Origin of the sequence: Leclercia sp. UBA5076 (assembly GCF_002416465.1) — a bacterium.
Classification (GTDB): Bacteria; Pseudomonadota; Gammaproteobacteria; order Enterobacterales; family Enterobacteriaceae; genus Enterobacter.
In genome coordinates this window covers 398,434-417,987 of sequence record NZ_DIAO01000004.1, presented here as the reverse complement: position 1 = coordinate 417,987, position 19,554 = coordinate 398,434, and the positions used below count along the sequence as shown (strand labels likewise).

The 19,554-nt window shown below is 59.1% G+C and carries 18 protein-coding genes; 9 read left to right on the top strand and 9 right to left on the bottom strand.

The window, feature by feature from the left end; all coding sequences use genetic code 11:
* Positions 1 to 55: 55 nt before the first annotated feature.
* The 9 genes from potE to kdpF form a co-directional block, all read right to left on the bottom strand.
* Positions 56 to 1,369 carry a putrescine-ornithine antiporter gene (gene potE, locus B3X29_RS05615; RefSeq protein ID WP_103178699.1) on the bottom strand — a complete coding sequence of 438 codons (1,314 nt, stop codon included), beginning with the start codon at positions 1,367 to 1,369 and terminating at the stop codon, positions 56 to 58.
* Complete coding sequence (gene speF / locus B3X29_RS05610; RefSeq protein ID WP_159339282.1) at positions 1,366 to 3,564, bottom strand: ornithine decarboxylase SpeF; 2,199 nt, start codon at positions 3,562 to 3,564, stop codon at positions 1,366 to 1,368. Before speF ends, potE begins: the two co-directional genes overlap by 4 nt.
* A 254-nt stretch (positions 3,565 to 3,818) precedes the next feature.
* Positions 3,819 to 3,923 (bottom strand): leader peptide SpeFL, encoded by a 105-nt coding sequence (gene speFL / locus B3X29_RS05605; RefSeq protein WP_138369585.1) that lies wholly within the window; start codon positions 3,921 to 3,923, stop codon positions 3,819 to 3,821.
* A 276-nt stretch (positions 3,924 to 4,199) separates the two neighbouring features.
* Positions 4,200 to 4,877, bottom strand: a complete 678-nt coding sequence (gene kdpE, locus B3X29_RS05600; protein ID WP_159339281.1) for a two-component system response regulator KdpE — start codon at positions 4,875 to 4,877, stop codon at positions 4,200 to 4,202.
* Entirely contained in the window at positions 4,874 to 7,549 is a 2,676-nt protein-coding gene (gene kdpD, locus B3X29_RS05595; protein ID WP_214421733.1) for a two-component system sensor histidine kinase KdpD, read from the bottom strand. Before kdpD ends, kdpE begins: the two co-directional genes overlap by 4 nt.
* A complete protein-coding gene (kdpC, locus tag B3X29_RS05590; protein ID WP_159339279.1) occupies positions 7,550 to 8,125 on the bottom strand; it encodes a potassium-transporting ATPase subunit KdpC in 576 nt (191 codons plus the stop codon). It lies immediately after the preceding gene.
* A 12-nt stretch (positions 8,126 to 8,137) separates the two neighbouring features.
* Entirely contained in the window at positions 8,138 to 10,186 is a 2,049-nt protein-coding gene (gene kdpB / locus B3X29_RS05585) for a potassium-transporting ATPase subunit KdpB (protein WP_180210003.1), read from the bottom strand.
* An 18-nt stretch (positions 10,187 to 10,204) separates the two neighbouring features.
* The gene (gene kdpA, locus B3X29_RS05580) at positions 10,205 to 11,884 is read right to left on the bottom strand and encodes a potassium-transporting ATPase subunit KdpA (RefSeq protein WP_156654107.1); all 1,680 of its coding nucleotides are present in this window, start codon (positions 11,882 to 11,884) and stop codon (positions 10,205 to 10,207) included.
* Positions 11,884 to 11,973, bottom strand: coding sequence for a K(+)-transporting ATPase subunit F (kdpF, locus tag B3X29_RS05575; protein WP_103178707.1), 90 nt, complete (start codon positions 11,971 to 11,973; stop codon positions 11,884 to 11,886). The genes kdpA and kdpF overlap by 1 nt, the downstream gene beginning before the upstream one ends.
* A gap of 309 nt (positions 11,974 to 12,282) precedes the next feature.
* Between kdpF and B3X29_RS05570 the strand changes: the two genes are divergently transcribed.
* The 9 genes from B3X29_RS05570 (at position 12,283) to pcp (ending at position 19,547) form a co-directional block, all read left to right on the top strand.
* Positions 12,283 to 12,489 carry a YbfA family protein gene (locus B3X29_RS05570; RefSeq protein ID WP_103181047.1) on the top strand — a complete coding sequence of 69 codons (207 nt, stop codon included), beginning with the start codon at positions 12,283 to 12,285 and terminating at the stop codon, positions 12,487 to 12,489.
* Positions 12,490 to 12,668: 179 nt separating this feature from the next.
* Positions 12,669 to 14,081 (top strand): deoxyribodipyrimidine photo-lyase, encoded by a 1,413-nt coding sequence (gene phrB, locus B3X29_RS05565; RefSeq protein ID WP_159339277.1) that lies wholly within the window; start codon positions 12,669 to 12,671, stop codon positions 14,079 to 14,081.
* A 9-nt stretch (positions 14,082 to 14,090) separates the two neighbouring features.
* Positions 14,091 to 14,834: a type 2 GTP cyclohydrolase I gene (locus B3X29_RS05560; protein ID WP_103178709.1), complete on the top strand. Its 744-nt coding sequence runs from the start codon at positions 14,091 to 14,093 to the stop codon at positions 14,832 to 14,834.
* A gap of 14 nt (positions 14,835 to 14,848) precedes the next feature.
* The gene (gene pxpB / locus B3X29_RS05555; protein ID WP_103823566.1) at positions 14,849 to 15,505 is read left to right on the top strand and encodes a 5-oxoprolinase subunit PxpB; all 657 of its coding nucleotides are present in this window, start codon (positions 14,849 to 14,851) and stop codon (positions 15,503 to 15,505) included.
* Complete coding sequence (gene pxpC / locus B3X29_RS05550; protein WP_103178711.1) at positions 15,499 to 16,431, top strand: 5-oxoprolinase subunit PxpC; 933 nt, start codon at positions 15,499 to 15,501, stop codon at positions 16,429 to 16,431. Before pxpB ends, pxpC begins: the two co-directional genes overlap by 7 nt.
* Positions 16,421 to 17,155 carry a 5-oxoprolinase subunit PxpA gene (gene pxpA, locus B3X29_RS05545; protein ID WP_103181048.1) on the top strand — a complete coding sequence of 245 codons (735 nt, stop codon included), beginning with the start codon at positions 16,421 to 16,423 and terminating at the stop codon, positions 17,153 to 17,155. The genes pxpC and pxpA overlap by 11 nt, the downstream gene beginning before the upstream one ends.
* A 35-nt stretch (positions 17,156 to 17,190) precedes the next feature.
* The gene (locus tag B3X29_RS05540; protein ID WP_103178712.1) at positions 17,191 to 17,901 is read left to right on the top strand and encodes a DUF969 domain-containing protein; all 711 of its coding nucleotides are present in this window, start codon (positions 17,191 to 17,193) and stop codon (positions 17,899 to 17,901) included.
* A complete protein-coding gene (locus B3X29_RS05535; RefSeq protein WP_159339276.1) occupies positions 17,898 to 18,893 on the top strand; it encodes a DUF979 domain-containing protein in 996 nt (331 codons plus the stop codon). Before B3X29_RS05540 ends, B3X29_RS05535 begins: the two co-directional genes overlap by 4 nt.
* Before the next feature lie 9 nt (positions 18,894 to 18,902).
* Entirely contained in the window at positions 18,903 to 19,547 is a 645-nt protein-coding gene (pcp, locus tag B3X29_RS05530) for a pyroglutamyl-peptidase I (protein WP_114387648.1), read from the top strand.
* The last annotated feature ends 7 nt before the right edge of the window (positions 19,548 to 19,554 follow it).

The following is a 19,554-nucleotide window of genomic DNA, read 5'->3' as shown; positions in this document are numbered from 1 at the left end:
ACAACTGCTTCGATTTTGTAGGCCCGGTAAGCGCGAGCGCCACCGGGCTTTTTTGTCAGCTCATTTTGTTCTTCAGTTCAAAGCGCGGTGAAACCAGCCCGTAGAGCGTCCAGCCCATAAAGGTCACCATAGCACCGTACAGCATCGCTTCTTCGCCAGAAGAGTAAAGCGCATAGAAGCTGTAAATCGCTCCCACCAGCGCCACGATATTGGCGATTTTCGCCTTGCCCGGGTCAACTTTTGCCACCTTCTGAATGATCACCAGTGCCGCCATCGACAGAATGTAGGGGATGATGTTGGTCACAACGGCCAGATTGACCAGCACGTTAAACTGGCTGTTCAGCGATGGACTAATGGTCATCAACGACAGACCGCTCTGGAAAATCACAATCGCCAGCATGCCCTGTACCGGCGCATCCGCTTTGGTTACGCGGGAGAAGATTTTCGGGAAGTAACCAGCATCCGCTGATGTTTTGAACACCTGTGCGATGGTGAACTGCCAGCCGAGGAGCGAGCCACAGCAGGACATAACCATCAGACCCATGATCACTTTCCCGACTTCCGGCGTGAACATCTGGGCGAAGGCCAACCCGAACGGTGCGGTGGAGGTCGCGAGATCCATGTTCGGTACGATTCCGGCAATCACGTTAGTGGAGACAATGTAGATCACCGCCGCACCCAGGGTGCCGCCCAGTACCGCAATGGGGACGTTCTTTTCAGGATTATCCACCACTTCAGCGTTAGCACACGCGGATTCCAACCCGAGAAAGGCCCATAACGTCATGGCGATGGAGGAGCCCACCGCGGTGAAGAACGGCACATGATGGGGATTCCAGGAGTTGGCATACAGCGTTGGGCTAAACCAGAACCAGCCAATGATGCACAGCCCGACAACCGGGATAATGACACCCCAGACGGTGATACTACTTAACTGACCCGTGATGCGCGCCCCGCCAAAGTTGGCCACGGTGCAGATCCACAGTACGCCGATGGTCGCCAGCCCAATTTGCACCGGACTGAGCGTGGCACCAAACAGCTCGGTGCCGTAGCCCACCGCTGAAATCGCAATCGCGACGTTGGCGATCAGCAGCGACACGCCGTAGGTATAGTTGGCCATAAAGTTGCCTGACTTACCGAAGGCATACTCGGCGTAACCGCCCATCCCGCCTGACTTGCGGCTGAACATCCCGCACTTGGCAAAAGCCCACGCCAGCGCCATCGATCCCACTGCCGTCACCAGCCAGGAGATAATTGAGATCGTTCCCACTTCCGCGAGTTTGGTCGGCAGCATGATAATGCCCGATCCCATCATGTTGACCATAGTGAGAATGGTGAGCTGCACGACGCCCATTTTGTTGGATTTACTCATAATTTTTCTCCTTTCAGCAGCACAGGCTGAGCGGCAGGTTGTTTGATGACGTAGCAGCGCACCTGTTTGCGACCGTCACACTCCTCGACGTACACCCCCTGTAACTCCGGTGCAAAGCCCGGCAGCAGGTTGATCCCCTCTTCAAGCGCGGCAAAGTAGCGCAGCACGGAACCGCCCCATACTTCGCCCGGGACCACGCACAGCACCCCCGGTGGATAGGGGAGCGCCCCTTCGGCGGCAATCCGGCCTTCCGCGTCGTGCAGCGAGACCAGTTCGACTTCGCCACGTAGATAGGCAATGTTCGCCTCTTGTGGGTTCATCATCACCCGCGGGAAATACGCCTTACGGAACATCTCTTTCTGCAGTTGCTTCACGTTATGGCGGGCATAAAGTTCATGCATCTCCAGGCAAATCTGGCGCAGGGTGTAACCGGCATAGCGTTCCGGGTACTGTTTGCAGATGGATGGCAGAACCTCTTTCAACGGGGCATCGGTCTGGAGCAGTCTCTCGAAGCGCACAAGCTGGGCGACAAGCTGCTGCAGTTTGCCCATGTCCTCTGCTGGCGTAAGCAGGAAGAGAATTGAGTTAAGATCGCATTTTTCCGGGACGATGCCATTTTCACGCAGGAAGTTAGCCAGAATGGTGGCCGGCACGCCGAAATCCTCATACTCCCCGGTGCGCGCATTGATGCCCGGAGTGGTTAGCAGCAGCTTGCACGGATCGATAAAGTACTGGTGCTCGGCGTAGCCTTCAAAAGCGTGCCATTGCTCACCCGGAACAAAGTGGAAGAAGCGCAGGTTGGTGGCGATGTCGGCGGTGCTGGCGCTTTCCCACGGACGACCATCTACCGTTTCCGGTACGAAGGGACGGATAAACTGACAGTTTTGCAGGATCAGCTTGCGCGCCTCGATGCCGTTCACCACGCAATCCATCCACATATTGCGACCGCTCTGGCCCTCATGCATACGGGCGTTGATATCCAGCGCGGCAAACAGCGGATAGAAGGGGCTGGTGGAAGCGTGCATCATAAAAGCGTTGTTAAGCCGTTTATGCGGAACATAGCGCGGCTGGCCTTTGATATGCCGGTCTTTCTTGTGGATCTGCGAGGTCTGCGAGAAGCCTGCCTGCTGCTTATGCACCGACTGGGTAACCAGGATCCCAGGGTCGTTCTCGTTCAGTTCCAGCAGCAGCGGAGAGCAGTCCGCCATCATCGGAATGAACTGCTCGTACCCCACCCAAGCAGAATCAAAGAGAATGTAATCGCACAGGTGACCAATCTTATCCACGACCTGGCGGGCGTTATAGATGGTGCCATCGTAAGTGCCCAACTGGATCACCGCCAGGCGGAACGGACGCTGGTCGCGGGCACGGCCTGGCGCAACCTCGGCGATCCGTTCGCGCAGATAACGCTCTTCAAAACAGTGTGCGTCAATACCGCCGATAAAGCCGTACGGGTTTCGTGCAGTTTCCAGATAAACCGGCGTAGCGCCCGCCTGTAACAGTGCCCCGTGATGGTTAGATTTATGGTTATTACGGTCGAACAGCACCAGATCGCCCGGTGTGAGCAGGGCGTTCAGCACGACCTTATTAGACGAAGAGGTTCCGTTCAGTACGAAGTAGGTTTTATCGGCATTAAAGACTTTCGCCGCATGCTGTTGAGCAGTACACGGCGTGCCTTCGTGGATCAGCAGATCGCCCATTGCCACGTCAGCATTGCACAGGTCGGCGCGGAACAGCGTTTCGCCAAAGAAATCGACAAATTGATTTCCCGCAGGGTGGCGGCGGAAGAACTGTCCACCCTGATGTCCCGGGCAGTCAAAAGCGCTGTTGCCTTGCTTAACATAATCTACCAGCGCGCGGAAGAAGGGGGGACGCAGCTGGGTTTCATACTTCTGCGCAGCTGCTTCCAGCTGGCGTCCGTAGAAGTCATTGCAGTTATCGGTACATTCAAAAACGCCCTGGATACGCGATAAATACTCTGCCGGAACAATCTCTTCTTTATGCGTGGAAATAAAAACGGGAATATTGAACCCCGTGGCATCTATTTTTTCTATAGTACCATTGGAAATATCGCTCACCGCCAGGACTACTGCGGCGACATCAATATAATCCGAGTCGTTCACGTCCACCATATCGCGGGTCGTGGTAAAGCAGTGCGGGCAGGTGCGGCTGGTGGCAATTTTTAACGTTTTCATCTTTCGCTCTTTATTTTAGGTAATAGAGGTCCTTCGATTTCCTGTGAAAAAGAAATCGCTATTTGCCGGAAAAAAAGCAAAGTCGGGCCGCTGATAAAAAATCAGTAAATTGCTTTTTGTTGAATAAAATCCAGCCCGTCCGGTTACGGTTAATTCTGGATCAAGGAGAATGAGCGCACTGGTTCACAGTCAACTGACTGTAAAAGAAGCTTTTTCAGGAGTGTGTGTAAGCAAGCGCGCCAGAAGTCGAAGGACTACCGGGCGTTAAAGAGATGAAAGTCAAAGCAGTTGCGGTGGGCAAACTTCATTATATGCGTTACCCGCCTTATATGAGGCATAAAACGGTTGTTATTTTCCATTTCCCTTTTCCTTTCAGTAATTGAAAGCGTGGTCATTTTATCCGGAAAGAGACGGCAAACCGTGAAGAGGATCAACATTAAGCGATCATTTGAAAAATAATTATCCGCATTTTATTTAAAGTGCAGATCATAATTCTGGATTGTGGGTATTATGTTAATGCGCTGTTTTTTTAGTGTGTCAAGAGACTTGAAATAAGGGTGAATAAATATGAGGCTGATATTTTAAAATAAACCAGGAGAGTAATTGTTTTAAGCGAAATGAGAGTGAATGATTATTCACAGCATAAACCGATAACCGATACCGGTTTCCGTTAATAAATGGCGCGGGCGCGCGGGATCCGTTTCGAGTTTCTGGCGAAGGTGCCCCATATATATGCGCAGGTAGTGACTATGCTCCACCGCATTCGGTCCCCAGACCCGACTTAACAGCTGGCGCTGGGTAAGAACTTTGCCGTGATTGTTGAGCAGGACCGCCAGCAGGCGGAACTCGATGGGGGTCAGGTGGATTTCAGCCTCACCGCGTTGAATGCGGCGCGAGGCCAGATCGACACGAATATCCGAAAAGGTATACACCGGGTCGACGGGGGCGGTGGTCGCGTGGCGGCGAAGGGCGACGCGCAGACGCGCCTGCAGTTCGCCAATGCCAAACGGCTTACTGAGATAGTCGTCGGCACCGGCATCGAGTGCGGCAATTTTGTCGGTCTCCTCCAGACGGGCGGAGAGCACGATGATCGGCATCTGGCTCCACTGGCGCACCTCCCGGATAAAGTCGAGGCCGTCGCCGTCCGGCAGGCCCAAATCGAGGATCACCAGGTCCGGCTTGCGGGTGGCGGCTTCAATCAGGCCTCGCTGTAGCGTCCCGGCATCGTGAACGCGCAACCCTTCACCTTCCAGCGCGGCACGCAGAAAACGACTGATGGCGAGTTCATCTTCAACAATCAGGACGTTAATCACAAATCCTCTGGAAAGTCATTCAGTTCGGGTGGGGCATCAAGCGGCAGTGTAACACAAAAACCGGCCCCCCCTTCGGGGCGATTATGGGCGGTAATGGTGCCGCCGTGCACCTCAACAATCGCCTGGCAGATAGCCAGCCCCAGCCCGACGCCGGGAATGGCGGACTCCTTATTTCCGCGGGCGAATTTATCAAAGATAGCCTCTTCCTGACCCGCCGGAATGCCCGGGCCGCTATCCCAGACTTCCAGCTGGAGCTGGTCCGGGGTGACGCTGGCGTCAATGCCGATTTGCGCTTTGCTGCCCGCATATTTCGCGGCGTTCTCCAGCAGATTAATCAGCACCCGCTCGAACAGCGGGCCATCCACATGGATCAACGCCAGCGGATCGGACATCGCGAGCGCGATATGCCGGCCACCCAGCCCCGGCTCCAGGGTTTTTAAGGCGCTGCCGATCACCTCTTCCAGCGTCAGCCACTCTTTTTTCAGGTTAAAGCCGCCGGACTGGATCCGCGCCATATCCAGCAGGTTGTTCACCAGCCGGGTGGTGTTCAGCACGTGCTGGCGGATCTCGCTGGCCTGGATAGCGTGGCGGGAGCCTTCTGCCGCCAGGTCGAGGGTCAGGATCTCCGACTGACCGAACAGCACCGTCAGCGGCGTGCGCAGATCGTGGGAGAGGGCGGCCAGCAGCGAATTGCGAATGCTCTCCCGCTCGCTGGCTAACCGCGCCTGTTCTTCGCTGGCGGTGAGCGCCAGCCGCTCCAGCGCGCTCGCCACCAGCAGGGTAAAGGTCTCCAGCAGCCGCTGCTGCTCGGGGATCATCAGCTGGCGCAGGTTAGCCGGCTCGACAATCAGTACCCCCTGACGCTGCAACGGCAGGATCTGATAGGGTACACCCGGGAGCGTGTCGGTGCCTGCTCCCGCAGGCTGGCCTTTATCAAAGCTCCAGTGGGCAATGGCCTCATCCCACGGCGTGATGCCCGAAGCCGGGGTGAGGGGGGCGAGTTTGCCTTCGCGATCCGGGAGCAGGATCAGGCTGCGGGCGTTAAAGGTGGAGTGAATAAACTGCTGGCTGGTCTGGACGATATCCTGCGGTGCGCGGCCCACCGCCAGCGCCTTCGACATCTCATACAGTTGGCGGGTGCGTTGCTCGCGGTAACGGGCGATCCGCGCCTGATAGCGCACCCCCGCCGTCAGGTTGCCGATAAGCAAACCTACCGCCAGCATCACGGCGAAGGTGAGGACGTACTGCACATCCGACACCGCCAGGGTGCCGCGCGGGGCGATAAAAAAGAGATCGAAGCTGATGACGTTGATTACCGTCGCCAGCACCGAGGGCCAGCGGCCGTAAAACAGGGCCACGATCACCACACCCAGCAGGTAGATCATCACCAGGTTGGCGGCATCGAAGCCGGGTAGCCACTGGCTGGCAACAAAGGTGATCAGCGCGCAGAGCAGCACCGCCACCAGACAGCCGCGCAGCTGGATCCGCCATTTGTCGCTGAATGCCCGGTTGTCCGGGGTTCTGGCGGGCAGGGCGGCCGGTTTGTCGTCCAGCGCGACGATCAGCAGATCGAGGTCGGGGGCGCGCTGTGCCAGCTTGTCGGCAAAGCTCTCCCGGCTGAACCCGCGGCGACGGGTGCGCCTGCCGATAACAATTTTGCCGAGGTTATGCTCCCGGGCGTAGCGCAGGATGGCTTTCTCTTCCGCCTGCTCGGCCAGGGTGGCGGTTTCGGCCCCAAGCTCCTGCGCCAGACGCAGGGCGCCAAGAATGGCGCGGCGCTGGTTCTCCGGCAGACGGTGCAGCTGCGGCGTCTCCACGTAGACCGCATGCCAGACGCTGCCAAATTTTGCCGCCAGACGCGCGGCGGTGCGCACCAGCTTCTCGTTGCCGCTGCCGTGGCCGATGCAGAGCAAAATCGCATCGCGGGTATGCCACACCTTCTCCTGACCCTGGCGGTCGCGCCAGGCCCGCATCTGATCGTCCACCCGGTCGGCGGTGCGGCGCAGAGCCAGCTCGCGCAGGGCGATCAAATTGCCTTTACGGAAGAAGTGCTCGATGGCCCGCTCAGCCTGCCCGGCGATATAGACTTTGCCCTCATGCAGTCGCTGGCGCAGATCGTCCGGGGGGAGATCCACCAGCACCACCTCGTCCGCCGCGTCGAAGAAGGGATCCGGGACGGTCTCCCGCACCTGAATACCGGTCACGCCGCTGACCACGTCGTTGAGGCTCTCCAGATGCTGGACGTTGACGGTGGTGAAAACATCAATTCCGGCGTCCAGCAGCTCCTCGACATCCTGCCAGCGTTTGGGATGACGCGAGCCCGGGGCATTGGTGTGCGCCAGCTCGTCCATCAGGATCAGTGCCGGACGGCGGGCGAGGGCGGCGTCGAGATCGAATTCCGTTACCAGACGCCCACGATGATGAATGCGGCGCGGCGGCTGGGTTGCCAGCCCCGCCAGCAGCGCGGCGGTCTCCTGGCGACCGTGGGTTTCCACGACACCGATGAGAATATCGAGCCCCTGGGCGCGCAGACGCTGGGCTTCACTGAGCATGGCGAAGGTTTTGCCGACGCCCGCGCAGGCGCCGAAGAAAATTTTCAGCTTACCGCGATGGGGCCAGGCGGCCTGTTCCAGCAGTTTGTCCGGGTCCGGGCGCAGAGGCTCGTCAATCATTTACTCTTTCCTTAGCGCGTCCAGCGCCAGATTCAATTCAACAATATTGACCACTGGATTGCCCATCGCGCTGAATAATGGCTTTTGCGTATGGGCGGCCACCAGCTGGCTGAGCTGTTCGGCGCTGAGCTGACGCGCCAGAGCCACCCGTGGGATCTGCCAGGCGACGGCCTGCGGCGTCAGGCTGTAGTCCAGCCCGCTGCCTGAGGCGGTCACCAGTTCAACCGGCACTGCCGGGCTCGCCTGCGGGTTGGCTGCACGCAGAGCCTCCACGCGGGCGCGAACGGCGTCATCCAGCTCAGGGTTGCTGCCCGCCAGATTGCTGCCGCCCGAGGCCATGGGATTATACGGGCTCTCAGCCGTAGCGGAAGGACGCCCGTGAAAGTAACCCGCCGCGGTAAAGTTCTGCCCAATCAGCCGGGAACCGCGGATCTCCCCCTGCTGGTAGATAAGCGATCCGTTGGCCTGGTCGGTAAACCACCACTGACCCAGCGCGGTGGTCACCAGCGGATAGAGCCCGCCGGTTATCAGGGCCAGCAGAATAAACAACAGTATAGCGGGACGTAACATAGCCATTTGATTTTCCTCTTAAACCAGCCCGAACAGGGTGAGCACGACATCGATGGCTTTAATGCCGATAAACGGCACCACCAGCCCACCCAGACCGTAAATCCACAGATTGCGGCGCAGCATGGCGGCGGCGGTGAGCGGCTTGTAGCTCACCCCTTTCAGCGCCAGCGGGATCAGAAAGATAATGATCAGCGCGTTGAAGATCACCGCGCTCAGGATGGCCGAGGCGGGGGAGTGCAGATGCATCACATTCAGGGCGTTCAGTTGCGGATAAGTCGCGGCAAACGCCGCCGGAATAATGGCGAAATATTTCGCCACGTCGTTGGCGATACTGAAGGTGGTGAGCGAGCCCCGGGTCATCAGCATCTGTTTGCCGATATGCACCACCTCGATCAGCTTGGTCGGATTAGAGTCGAGGTCAACCATATTGCCCGCCTCTTTCGCCGCCTGGGTGCCGGAGTTCATGGCTACCGCCACGTCCGCCTGGGCGAGGGCCGGGGCGTCGTTGGTGCCGTCACCGGTCATGGCCACCAGCCGTCCTTCTCCCTGGTACTGGCGGATCAGCGCCAGTTTGGCCTCCGGCGTCGCTTCGGAGAGAAAATCATCCACCCCCGCTTCGGCGGCAATGGCGGCCGCCGTCAGGCGGTTATCCCCGGTGATCATCACCGTTTTGATGCCCATTTTACGCAGCTGGGCAAAGCGCTCCTTGATGCCGCCTTTGACGATATCTTTCAGGGCGATCACCCCGAGTACGGTCGCCCCTTCCGCCACCACCAGCGGCGTGGCCCCCTGACGCGCGACGTTCTCTACCAGGGTATCTACCTGCGGCGGGAAGTGGCCGTTATTGGCCGCAATATGGCGGCGAATCGCGTCCACCGAACCCTTGCGGATCAGGCGGTCCTGAATATTGATGCCGCTCATCCGCGTTTGCGCCGTAAAGGGCACAAAGGTGGCATTCAGGCTTTGCACGTCGCGCTGGCGCAGGTTAAAGCGCTGCTTGGCGAGAATGACGATGCTGCGGCCTTCCGGGGTTTCGTCCGCCAGCGATGCCAGCTGGGCGGCGTCGGCCAGCGTTTGCTCATCCACCCCCGGGGCGGGCAGGAACTCAGATGCCTGACGGTTGCCGAGGGTGATGGTGCCGGTCTTATCCAGCAGCAGCACGTCGACGTCGCCTGCCGCCTCGACGGCTCGCCCGCTGGTGGCGATAACGTTGGCCGCCAGCATCCGGCTCATGCCCGCCACACCGATGGCCGACAGCAGGCCGCCGATGGTGGTCGGGATCAGGCAGACCAGCAGGGCCACCAGCACGGTGACGCTCACCGCCGTCCCGCCATAGGACGAGAAGGGCCACAGAGTGGCCGTCGCCAGCAGAAAGACGATGGTCAGCGCCACCAGCAGAATGGTGAGGGCGATTTCGTTCGGGGTTTTGCGCCGCTGGGCGCCTTCCACCATGGCGATCATCCGATCGAGGAAGGTTTCGCCCGGATTGACACTGCACTGGATCACCAGCCAGTCGGAAAGAATGCGCGTTCCGCCGGTGACCGAGGCAAAATCGCCCCCGGACTCACGGATCACCGGCGCGGACTCACCGGTGATGGCGCTCTCATCCACCGAGGCGCCCCCTTCGATAACCTCCCCGTCGCAGGGGATAATATCTCCGGCTTCCACCAGAACGATGTCGCCTTTGCGCAGCGTATCCGCTGGCACCGTTTCGCTGGCAGCACCATATTTCGCTTCGCGCAGCTTGCGGGCGAACGCGGTCTTTTGTACCCCTTTAAGGCTGTTGGCCTGCGCTTTGCTGCGTCCTTCCGCCAGCGCTTCGGCGACGTTGGCAAACAGCACGGTGAACCACAGCCACAGGCTGATCGCTGCGGTAAAGGTGGCGCTTCCTGACAGCCATCCGCCTGCCATGGCGAGGGCAAGCAGGGTGGTCAGCAGGCTCCCCAGCCAGACGATAAACATCACCGGATTGCGCCACTGCACGCGCGGATCTAATTTTTTTATCGCATCCATCAGCGCCTGGCGAACCAGAGCAGGTTCAAGCAGGGCCAGTTGCTTACGACTCATGAAGAATACTCCGTAAAATCAGCGTAAAGAGAGGTGTTCCGCAACCGGGCCTAATGCGAGGGCGGGAATAAAGGTGAGGGCGCCGACCAGCAGGACGGTGCCGATCAGCAGACCCACAAACAGCGCGCCGTGGGTAGGCAGCGTGCCGCCAGAGGCGGGCTGGCGGGTCTTGTTCACCAGCGATCCGGCGATGGCTATGACCGGAATAATCACCCCAAAGCGGCCGACCAACATGCAGAATGCCAGCAGGCAGTTCCAGAACGGTGAGTTTGCGCTCAGGCCCGCAAAGGCGCTGCCGTTGTTGTTGGCTGCCGACGACACCGCGTACAGCACCTCGCTGAAGCCGTGGATCCCGGGGTTGAAGATGCCGCTGCGCCCGGCGTCAGTCATCAGCGCCAGTGCGGTGCCGAGCAGCACCAGCGCCGGGGTGACGAGGATCGCCAGCGCGGTCAGCTTCATCTCACGCACGTCGATTTTCTTACCCAGATATTCCGGGGTGCGGCCAATCATCAGCCCGGCGATAAAGACCGCCAGCAGCACAAACAGCAGCATGCCGTACAGGCCCGATCCAACGCCGCCAAACACCACTTCACCAATCTGCATCAGCCACATCGGGATCATGCCGCCCAGGGCGGTGAAGGAGTCATGCATGGCGTTAACCGCTCCGCAGGAGGCGGCGGTGGTGATCACCGCATACAGGCTGCTGGCGAGAATGCCAAAGCGGCTCTCTTTTCCTTCCATGTTGCTGTTGCTGTCCGCGCCGAGCAGCATTAAGTGGCTGTTACCCTGCCACTCCGCCCACATCACCAGCGCCGCGCAGACCACAAAGATGGCGGACATGGTCCACAGGATCGTATGCCCCTGGCGCCGATCGCTGACCGACTCGCCAAAGGCAAAGCACAGTGCGGTGGGGATCAGGAAGATCGCCAGCATCTGCACGGCGTTGGTCAGCGCGGTCGGATTCTCAAACGGATGGGTGGAGTTGGCATTAAAGAAACCCCCTCCGTTGGTACCCACTATTTTGATCGCTTCCTGCGAGGCGACCGGCCCCATCGGCAGCAGCTGCCTGGCCCCCTCCAGCGAGGTGAAGGGCTGATAAGGAAGCAGGTTCTGCAATACACCCTGCTGCATAAACAGCAGGGCGATAACCAGCGACAGCGGCAGCAACACCCACAGGGTGATGCGGGTCAGATCGACCCAGGCGTTGCCAAGCGTAGTGATATTCTGGCGGGAGAAGGCGCGGGTCAGGGCAAAAATCACTGCGATACCGCTGGCCGCAGAGAGGAAGTTTTGTACCGTCAGCCCCGCCATCTGGCTGAAATAGCTCAGAGTTGTTTCACCGGCATAGGACTGCCAGTTGGTGTTGCTGACAAAGCTGACGGCGGTATTCAGCGCCAGATGCCATGAAAGCCCCGGCAGCTGCTGCGGATTGAGCGGCAGAGTGCCCTGAAGCATCAGCATGGCGAAGAGCACAACCAGGCCCACGCCATTAAGCAGCAGAATAGCCAACAAATAATGGCGCCAGCTCATCTCGTCGGCGCGGATCCCCAGCAGGCGCAGTATCCCTGCGTCAATGGCCTGCACCCCGGGCAGCGGCAGGCCGTTAATCATGCGTGCCAGCCACATCCCCAGTGGCCGGGCGAGTATGAACAGTACCAGCAGAAAGCTGGCGATAAGCAGAAATCCCTGAGCAGCCATCAGAATGCCTCCGCGTTAAGCAGGGCATAAATCAGATACCCCAGTAACAGAAACAGCAGCGCGATGCCCACAATTACACCTGCACTCACAATTCACCTCCGGGTGACATTAGTCATGGTGCAAACGGTAAATTTTCTGGCGCAAAGATTTCGCAAAAATCAGACGGGGAGGTGTAAAAAAAGTATAAAAATAGCTAAGACCATAATTTAACTAATGGTTAGTATTAATTTAACTTTTATGTAACTAAATTACGGGATGAAGTGTAAAGATCCCTTTTAGAGGACAAAAAAAGTGGTCGGATGAGTAGTAAAATTACAGCCAAAGCGTTACTATTTTCAGCAGATAATCAGTTTTACTTTTCCGGAGCAGGTTTCCGGCCAGAAAGAGGGGAGAAAATGATGGAATTTTACAAAGCGTATCCGGCACATATCGTTTTTATTCGCCGCACTTTCGCTGTGTTAGCGGGTGTTCTGGCGTTACCAGTTATGCTGTTCTGGAAAGATCGTGCACGTTTTTACAGCTATCTGCATCGCGTATGGGCGAAGACCAGCGATAAGCCGGTGTGGATGGATCAGGCTGAAAAAGCCATTTGTGATTTTTATTAAGAAAGACTACACACAGCAATTGCAGTAACAAAAAACCGCCACAGCAATGTGGCGGTTTTTTTATCCCCCGGGATTCGCGGTCCGTTGGGCGGCCTTTTTTATTTCAGTATGGCTACACTTGTTAAAGCAAAGTATCCTCGGTGACTTGTAGATGTTACAGACGATAATACTGGAGTGTTATGGCCACCCATCTGGTCTGGTTTCGCGCCGATCTGCGCATCCACGATAACCTTGCGCTTGCCGCCGCCTGCCGCGACAAACATGCCCGCGTCCTGGCGCTTTTCATCGCCACGCCGCAGCAGTGGCGTGAGCACGCCATGGCGCCTCGCCAGGCCGCCTTTCTTCATGCTCATCTCAACGATCTGCAACAGCAGCTGGCCGACAGAAACATTCCGCTGCTCTACGCGCAGGTGGCTGATTTCGCCGCCCAGGGCGAAAAAGTGGCGCAGCTTTGCGCAGAGCATGAGGTCACCCATCTCTTTTATAACTACCAGTACGAACTGAACGAGCAGCAGCGCGATCGTCAGCTGGAGCGCGCGTTGCAGAACGTGACCTGCCAGGGTTTTGATGACAGCGTGATCCTGCCGCCGGGCAGCGTCATGACCGGCAGTCATGAGATGTACAAGGTCTTTACGCCGTTTAAAAACGCCTGGCTGCGGCGGCTGAAAGAGGGGCTGCCTGAGTGTGCGGCGGCTCCTGCCGTCCGCGAGGGCGAAAAGGTGACCCCGGCGGCGCTGGATTTCGATTATCCGCAACAGCCATTCGATACTGACCTCTTTCCAGCGAGCGAGAGAGAGGCGATTGCCCGGCTGCGTCAGTTCTGTCAACAGGGGGCAGGGGAGTATGAGGCGCAGCGCGATTTTCCGGCTATCGAAGGGACCAGCCGTCTCTCCGCCTGCCTGGCGCTGGGGGTGCTGTCTCCTCGCCAGTGCCTGCACCGCTTGCTGGCAGAACAACCTGAGGCGCTGGAGGGGGGGCCGGGGGCGGTATGGCTTAACGAGCTTATCTGGCGCGAGTTTTATCGTCATCTGATGACGTATCACCCTGATTTATGTAAATATCGGCCATTCATCCGCTGGACTGATAACGTCGAATGGCAGTCTGACGATGTGCAGCTGAAAGCCTGGCAAGAGGGACAAACCGGCTATCCGATTGTCGATGCAGCCATGCGTCAGCTGAATGAAACCGGCTGGATGCACAATCGCCTGCGGATGATCACCGCCAGCTTTCTGGTAAAGGATCTGCTTATCGACTGGCGTGCCGGGGAACGTTACTTTATTTCACAGCTGATCGATGGCGACCTGGCCGCCAATAACGGCGGCTGGCAGTGGGCGGCATCAACCGGAACCGACGCCGCCCCTTATTTTCGTATTTTTAACCCGACAACCCAGGGACAGAAGTTTGATTCCGACGGCGTGTTTATCCGCCGCTGGCTGCCGGAGCTGGCCACCGTGCCGGACAAGGCCATCCACGATCCCTGGATCTGGGCGGACAAGCAGGGCGTCACCCTCGCGTATCCCCGCCCGGTTGTCGACCATAAACAGGCGCGCGTTGCCACGCTGGCCGCGTATGAAGCCGCCCGTAAAGCATAGGGAGTCATAATGAAAAACAGTGAACTGGAACGACTGATTAACGACAAACTGAACAGCGCCAGCTTCAGCGACTACGCACCGAATGGCCTGCAGGTGGAAGGGCGCGAAACTATTCAGAAGATTGTTACCGGTGTGACGGCAAGCCAGGCGCTGCTGGATGAAGCGGTTCGCCAGCAGGCCGATGCCGTTATCGTTCATCACGGCTATTTCTGGAAGGGGGAATCTCCGGTTATCCGCGGCATGAAGCGCAACCGCCTGAAGACCTTGCTGGAAAACGACATCAACCTCTATGGCTGGCACCTGCCGCTGGATGCGCACCCGGAGCTGGGAAACAACGCCCAGCTGGCGGCGCTGCTCGGCATTAACATCATGGGCGAAATCGAGCCGCTGGTGCCGTGGGGGGAACTCTCCATGCCGGTGCCGGGGCTGGAGCTGGCCTCGTGGATCGAAGCGCGGCTGGGGCGTCGTCCGCTGTGGAGCGGCGATACCGGGCCGGATGAGGTAAAACGCGTCGCCTGGTGTACCGGCGGCGGACAGAGCTTTATTGACAGCGCGGCGCGTTTTGGCGTCGATGCGTTTATCACCGGCGAAGTCTCTGAGCAAACCATTCACTCCGCCCGCGAGCAGGGGCTGCATTTTTATGCGGCAGGTCACCATGCCACGGAACGCGGCGGCATTCGCGCGCTCAGCGAATGGCTGACAGAAAACACCGACCTGGATGTCACCTTTGTCGATATTCCTAATCCAGCCTGATGAGAGGTATCTAAGTGCAGCGAGCACGTTGTTATCTGCTAGGCGAAACCGCCGTCGTACTGGAACTGGAGCCGCCGGTGACCCTGGCGACGCAAAAACGGATCTGGCGCTTGACCCAGCGACTGGGTGAAATCCCTGAAGTGGTGGAAGCCATTCCGGGGATGAATAACATCACCGTGGTGCTGCGCAATCCCCACTCGGTGGCGCTGGATGCCATAGAACGTCTGCAGCGCTGGTGGGAAGAGAGCGAAGCGCTGGAACCCGATTCCCGCGCTATCGAGATCCCCGTGGTGTATGGTACTGCTGCGGGCCCCGATCTGGGCGAGGTGGCGCGTCACGCGGGGCTGACCGAGAAACAGGTCGTGGAGCTCCATTCCTCCGCGGATTATGTGGTCTGGTTTTTGGGCTTTCAGCCGGGCTTTCCGTATCTGGGCGGGCTGCCTGAGCAACTGGCTACGCCGCGTCGCGCTGAACCCCGGTTGCAGGTGCCGGCGGGCTCGGTGGGGATTGGCGGGTCGCAGACCGGTATTTATCCCTTAGCCACACCCGGAGGCTGGCAGCTGATTGGGCACACCTCTCTGCCGCTGTTCGATCCCGCTCGTGACGAGCCGGTGCTGCTGCGACCGGGCGACACCGTGCGGTTTATCCCGCAGAAGGAGGGGGTATGTTAAAAATCATTCGTGCGGGTCTTCATACTTCGGTGCAGGATGGCGGACGTATCGGGTTTCGCCAGTCAGGAATCAGCTACTGCGGCGCGCTGGATAAACCGGCACTGCAGATTGGTAATCTGCTGGTGGGCAATGACCCGGATGATGCCGCGCTGGAGATCACCCTGGGGCAATCTATCTTCGAATTTGAACAGGATGGCTGGTTTGCCCTGACCGGTGCGGGCTGTGATGCCCGGCTTGACGGGGCCGCGGTCTGGACCGGCTGGCGCCTGCCGGTGAAAGCCGGGCAACAGCTCACCCTTAATCGTCCCCGCCGGGGCATGCGCAGCTATCTGGCCATTGCGGGCGGAATCGACGTGCCGCAGGTCATGAACTCCCTCAGCACCGACCTGAAGGTGGGGCTGGGCGGTCACGAAGGGCGGCTGCTGAAAGATGGCGATCGCCTGCAGGTTCGGGCCGGTGGGCGTGAATTCCGTGAAGCCCAGGGCGTGAAACAGCTCCTTTGGAGTAACCGCGTGCGGGCCTTGCCGGGACCGGAATACCATGAGTTCGATCAGGCCTCCCAGGATGCGCTCTGGCGTCTGCCCTGGCAGCTCAGCCCACAGAGTAACCGTATGGGCTACCGCCTGCAGGGGCAAAAGCTGGCGCGCACCACCGATCGGGAGATGCTGTCGCACGGGCTGCTCCCGGGCGTGATTCAGGTGCCGCATAACGGACAGCCTATCATTCTGATGAACGATGCCCAGACCACCGGGGGGTACCCGCGGATCGCCTGCATCATCGAGGCCGATATGTACCATCTGGCGCAGGCCCCGCTCGGACAACCTATTCACTTTGTCCCCTGTACGCTGGAAGAGGCGCTGGAGGCGCGGCGCATCCAGAAGCAGTACATCGAACAGCTGGCGTGGAGGTTACATGATCGCGGTTGATTTAAATGCAGATTTAGGTGAAGGGTGCGGCAGCGATGCCGCACTGTTAAAGCTGGTGTCGTCAGCCAATATCGCCTGCGGATTCCATGCCGGCGATGCCGAAACCATGCTGGCCTGCGTGCGCGAAGCGCTAAAAAATGGGGTGGCCATCGGGGCGCACCCCAGCTTCCCGGACCGGGAAAACTTTGGCCGCACGGCCATGACCCTGCCGCCGGAGACAGTCTACGCCCAGATGCTCTACCAGATTGGTGCCCTGGCGGCGATCGTTCGCGCCGAAGGCGGGCAGCTGCGTCACGTAAAACCGCACGGCATGCTCTATAACCAGGCGGCAAAAGATCGCGACCTGGCGGATGCGATCGCCCGCGCCGTTTCGACCGTTGACCCGGATCTGATCCTGGTCGGGCTGGCGGGGAGCGAGTTGATCCGCGCGGGAACGCGCTATGGCCTGATCACCCGGGAAGAGGTGTTTGCCGATCGTGGATATCAGGCCGATGGCAGCCTGGTGCCGCGTACCCAGGCCGGGGCGCTGATCGCCGATGAAGATCAGGCCCTGGCGCAAACCCTGGAGATGATCCAGCGCGGACGGGTGAAGAGTATTACCGGTGAATGGGCAGCCGTGCATGCGCAGACGGTGTGTATCCACGGTGACGGCGAGCATGCGCTGGCCTTTGCCCGTCGTCTGCGCAGAGAATTTGAAGAAAATAATATAAAAATCAGTGCATAACGCACACTTGCAAACACAACGACAGGAAAAAGGTCATGGCAGAGACGCTATCCCTCTGGCCACTCATCGGTATCGCGGTGATTGTGGTCGGGTTTCTCTTACGCTTTAACCCGGTGCTGGTGGTCATTGTCGCCGGGATCGTCACCGGCCTGGCGGCGCAAATGCCCATCGCCACCATTCTGGAAAAACTGGGCGAAGGGTTCCTCAATACCCGTAACCTGCCTTATATCCTGCTGATCCCGCTGGCGGTTATTGGTCTGCTGGAGCGCCACGGCCTGAAAGAGCGGGCCCAGGCGTGGATCGCGAAGATCCACAGCGCCACCGCCGGGCGGCTTTTGATCGTCTATCTCTTCGTCCGTGAAACGTCGGCGGCAATGGGGCTGACCAGCCTTGGCGGACACCCGCAGATGGTGCGCCCGCTGCTGGCGCCGATGGCGGAAGGGGCGGCGGAGAAAAAGTATGGCGAGCTGCCGGGGGCGGTGCGCTATCGACTGCGGGCGATGTCGGCAGCCACCGATAACGTCGGGCTCTTCTTTGGAGAAGATATCTTTGTCGCCTTTGGCGCCATCATCTTTATGCATAACTTTATGCTGGAATCCGGTGGGATCCAGACGGAGCCGCTGCATATTGCCCTCTGGGGGATCCCGACCGCGCTCTGCGCCTTTGCGATCCACGCGACCCGCCTCTACCGCCTGGATAAGCATCTGGAGCGCGAGCTGGCCAAAGTGCAGGGAGAGGTAAAATGAATTTCCAGCAAAGCTATCTCTACTGGCTGGCAGGGCTGATCCTGCTCATCGTGGCGCTGATGTCGTTTCGCGATAAAGCCAACCCGCGACGTATGACCACCGGTCTGTTCTGGGGCATTTACGGCCTGCTGTTCCTGCTGGGGAACTGGACCTACGATCTGGTGGGCGACAAGCGCACCGTCCATATCGCAGTGGGTGTGGCAGTCGTGCTGCTGGCACTGATCGCCGGTTTCGGCGGGGTGCGCCAGGGGAGTTATCACCAGCGCACGCCAGAAGAGCGTGAGAGCAGCGCGAAGCGTCTGGGCAATCGCCTCTTTTTACCAGCGCTGGCCATTCCGGTGGTGACGGTGGTGGGCGTGCTGATGTTCAACCACATCCCGGGCCTGCAGGAGACGCTGTTCGGGCCGGGTAACCACTCGACCCTGGTGACGCTCTTCTCCATGACCGTCGGCTCGCTGATTGGCCTGACGATGGCGGTTAAAATGACCCATGAGAAAGTGCATCAGCCTTTGCAGGAGGCGCGCCGTCTGCTCGACTCCATCGGCTGGGCCTTTATTCTGCCGCAGATCCTGGCGACCCTTGGCCTGCTGTTTACCGCCGCCGGTGTCGGGGAAGGCATTTCATATCTCACCCAGACGTACCTGGCGGTCGACAGCCGGTTTATTGCGGTAGCGGTCTATGCCGTGGGCATGGCGCTGCTGACCATGGTAATGGGTAACGCCTTCGCCGCGTTTCCGATTGTCACCGCCGGGATCGGTATTCCCATTCTGGTGCTGCAACACGGCGGCAACCCGGCGGTGATGGCGGCGATTGGCATGTTCTCCGGCTACTGTGGCACCCTGATGACGCCGATGGCGGCCAACTTCAATATTGTGCCCGCCGCGCTGCTGGAGTTACCCGATAAAAACGCGGTCATTAAGGCGCAGGTCCCCACCGGGGTATTGCTGCTGATCGCTAACGTCTTCCTGCTCTACTTCCTGATGTTCCTGTAAGGAGAAATGATGCGAACCGTATTGATCACCGGCTTTGAGCCGTTTGGCGGCGAAACCGTTAACCCCTCATGGGAGGTGGTAAAGCAGCTTGATGGCGCAATTATTGACGACTGCCGCGTGGTGGCGCGGCAGTTGCCCTGCGTGTTTGGCGAGTCGTTATCGGTGCTGAACGCGGCCATTGACGCGCTACAGCCCTCCGTTGTACTGGCGGTAGGGCAGGCCGGGGGCCGGGTGGATGTCACCGTTGAGCGGGTGGCGATCAACGTTGATGATGCCCGTATCCCGGATAACCATGGCCGACAGCCGGTGGATGTGGCTATCGTTGAGGGCGGCCCGGCGGCCTGGTTCAGCACGCTGCCCATTAAAGCGATGGTGGCGGCGCTGCGTGAATCAGGTATTCCTGCTTCGGTTTCGCAGACGGCGGGAACATTCGTCTGCAACCACGTGATGTATGGCGTGCTGCACAAGCTGGCCGACCGCCCGGAGGTGAAGGGCGGATTTATCCATATTCCTTACCTGCCCGAGCAGGCGGCGGCGCACCCTGGCGCCCCGAGCATGGCGACGCAAACCGTGAAGCAGGCGCTGGAGATCGCCATTACGGTGGCGCTGCGCCAGGAGGCGGATATTAAAGTGGTGGGCGGCGCAACGCACTAACAAGGAG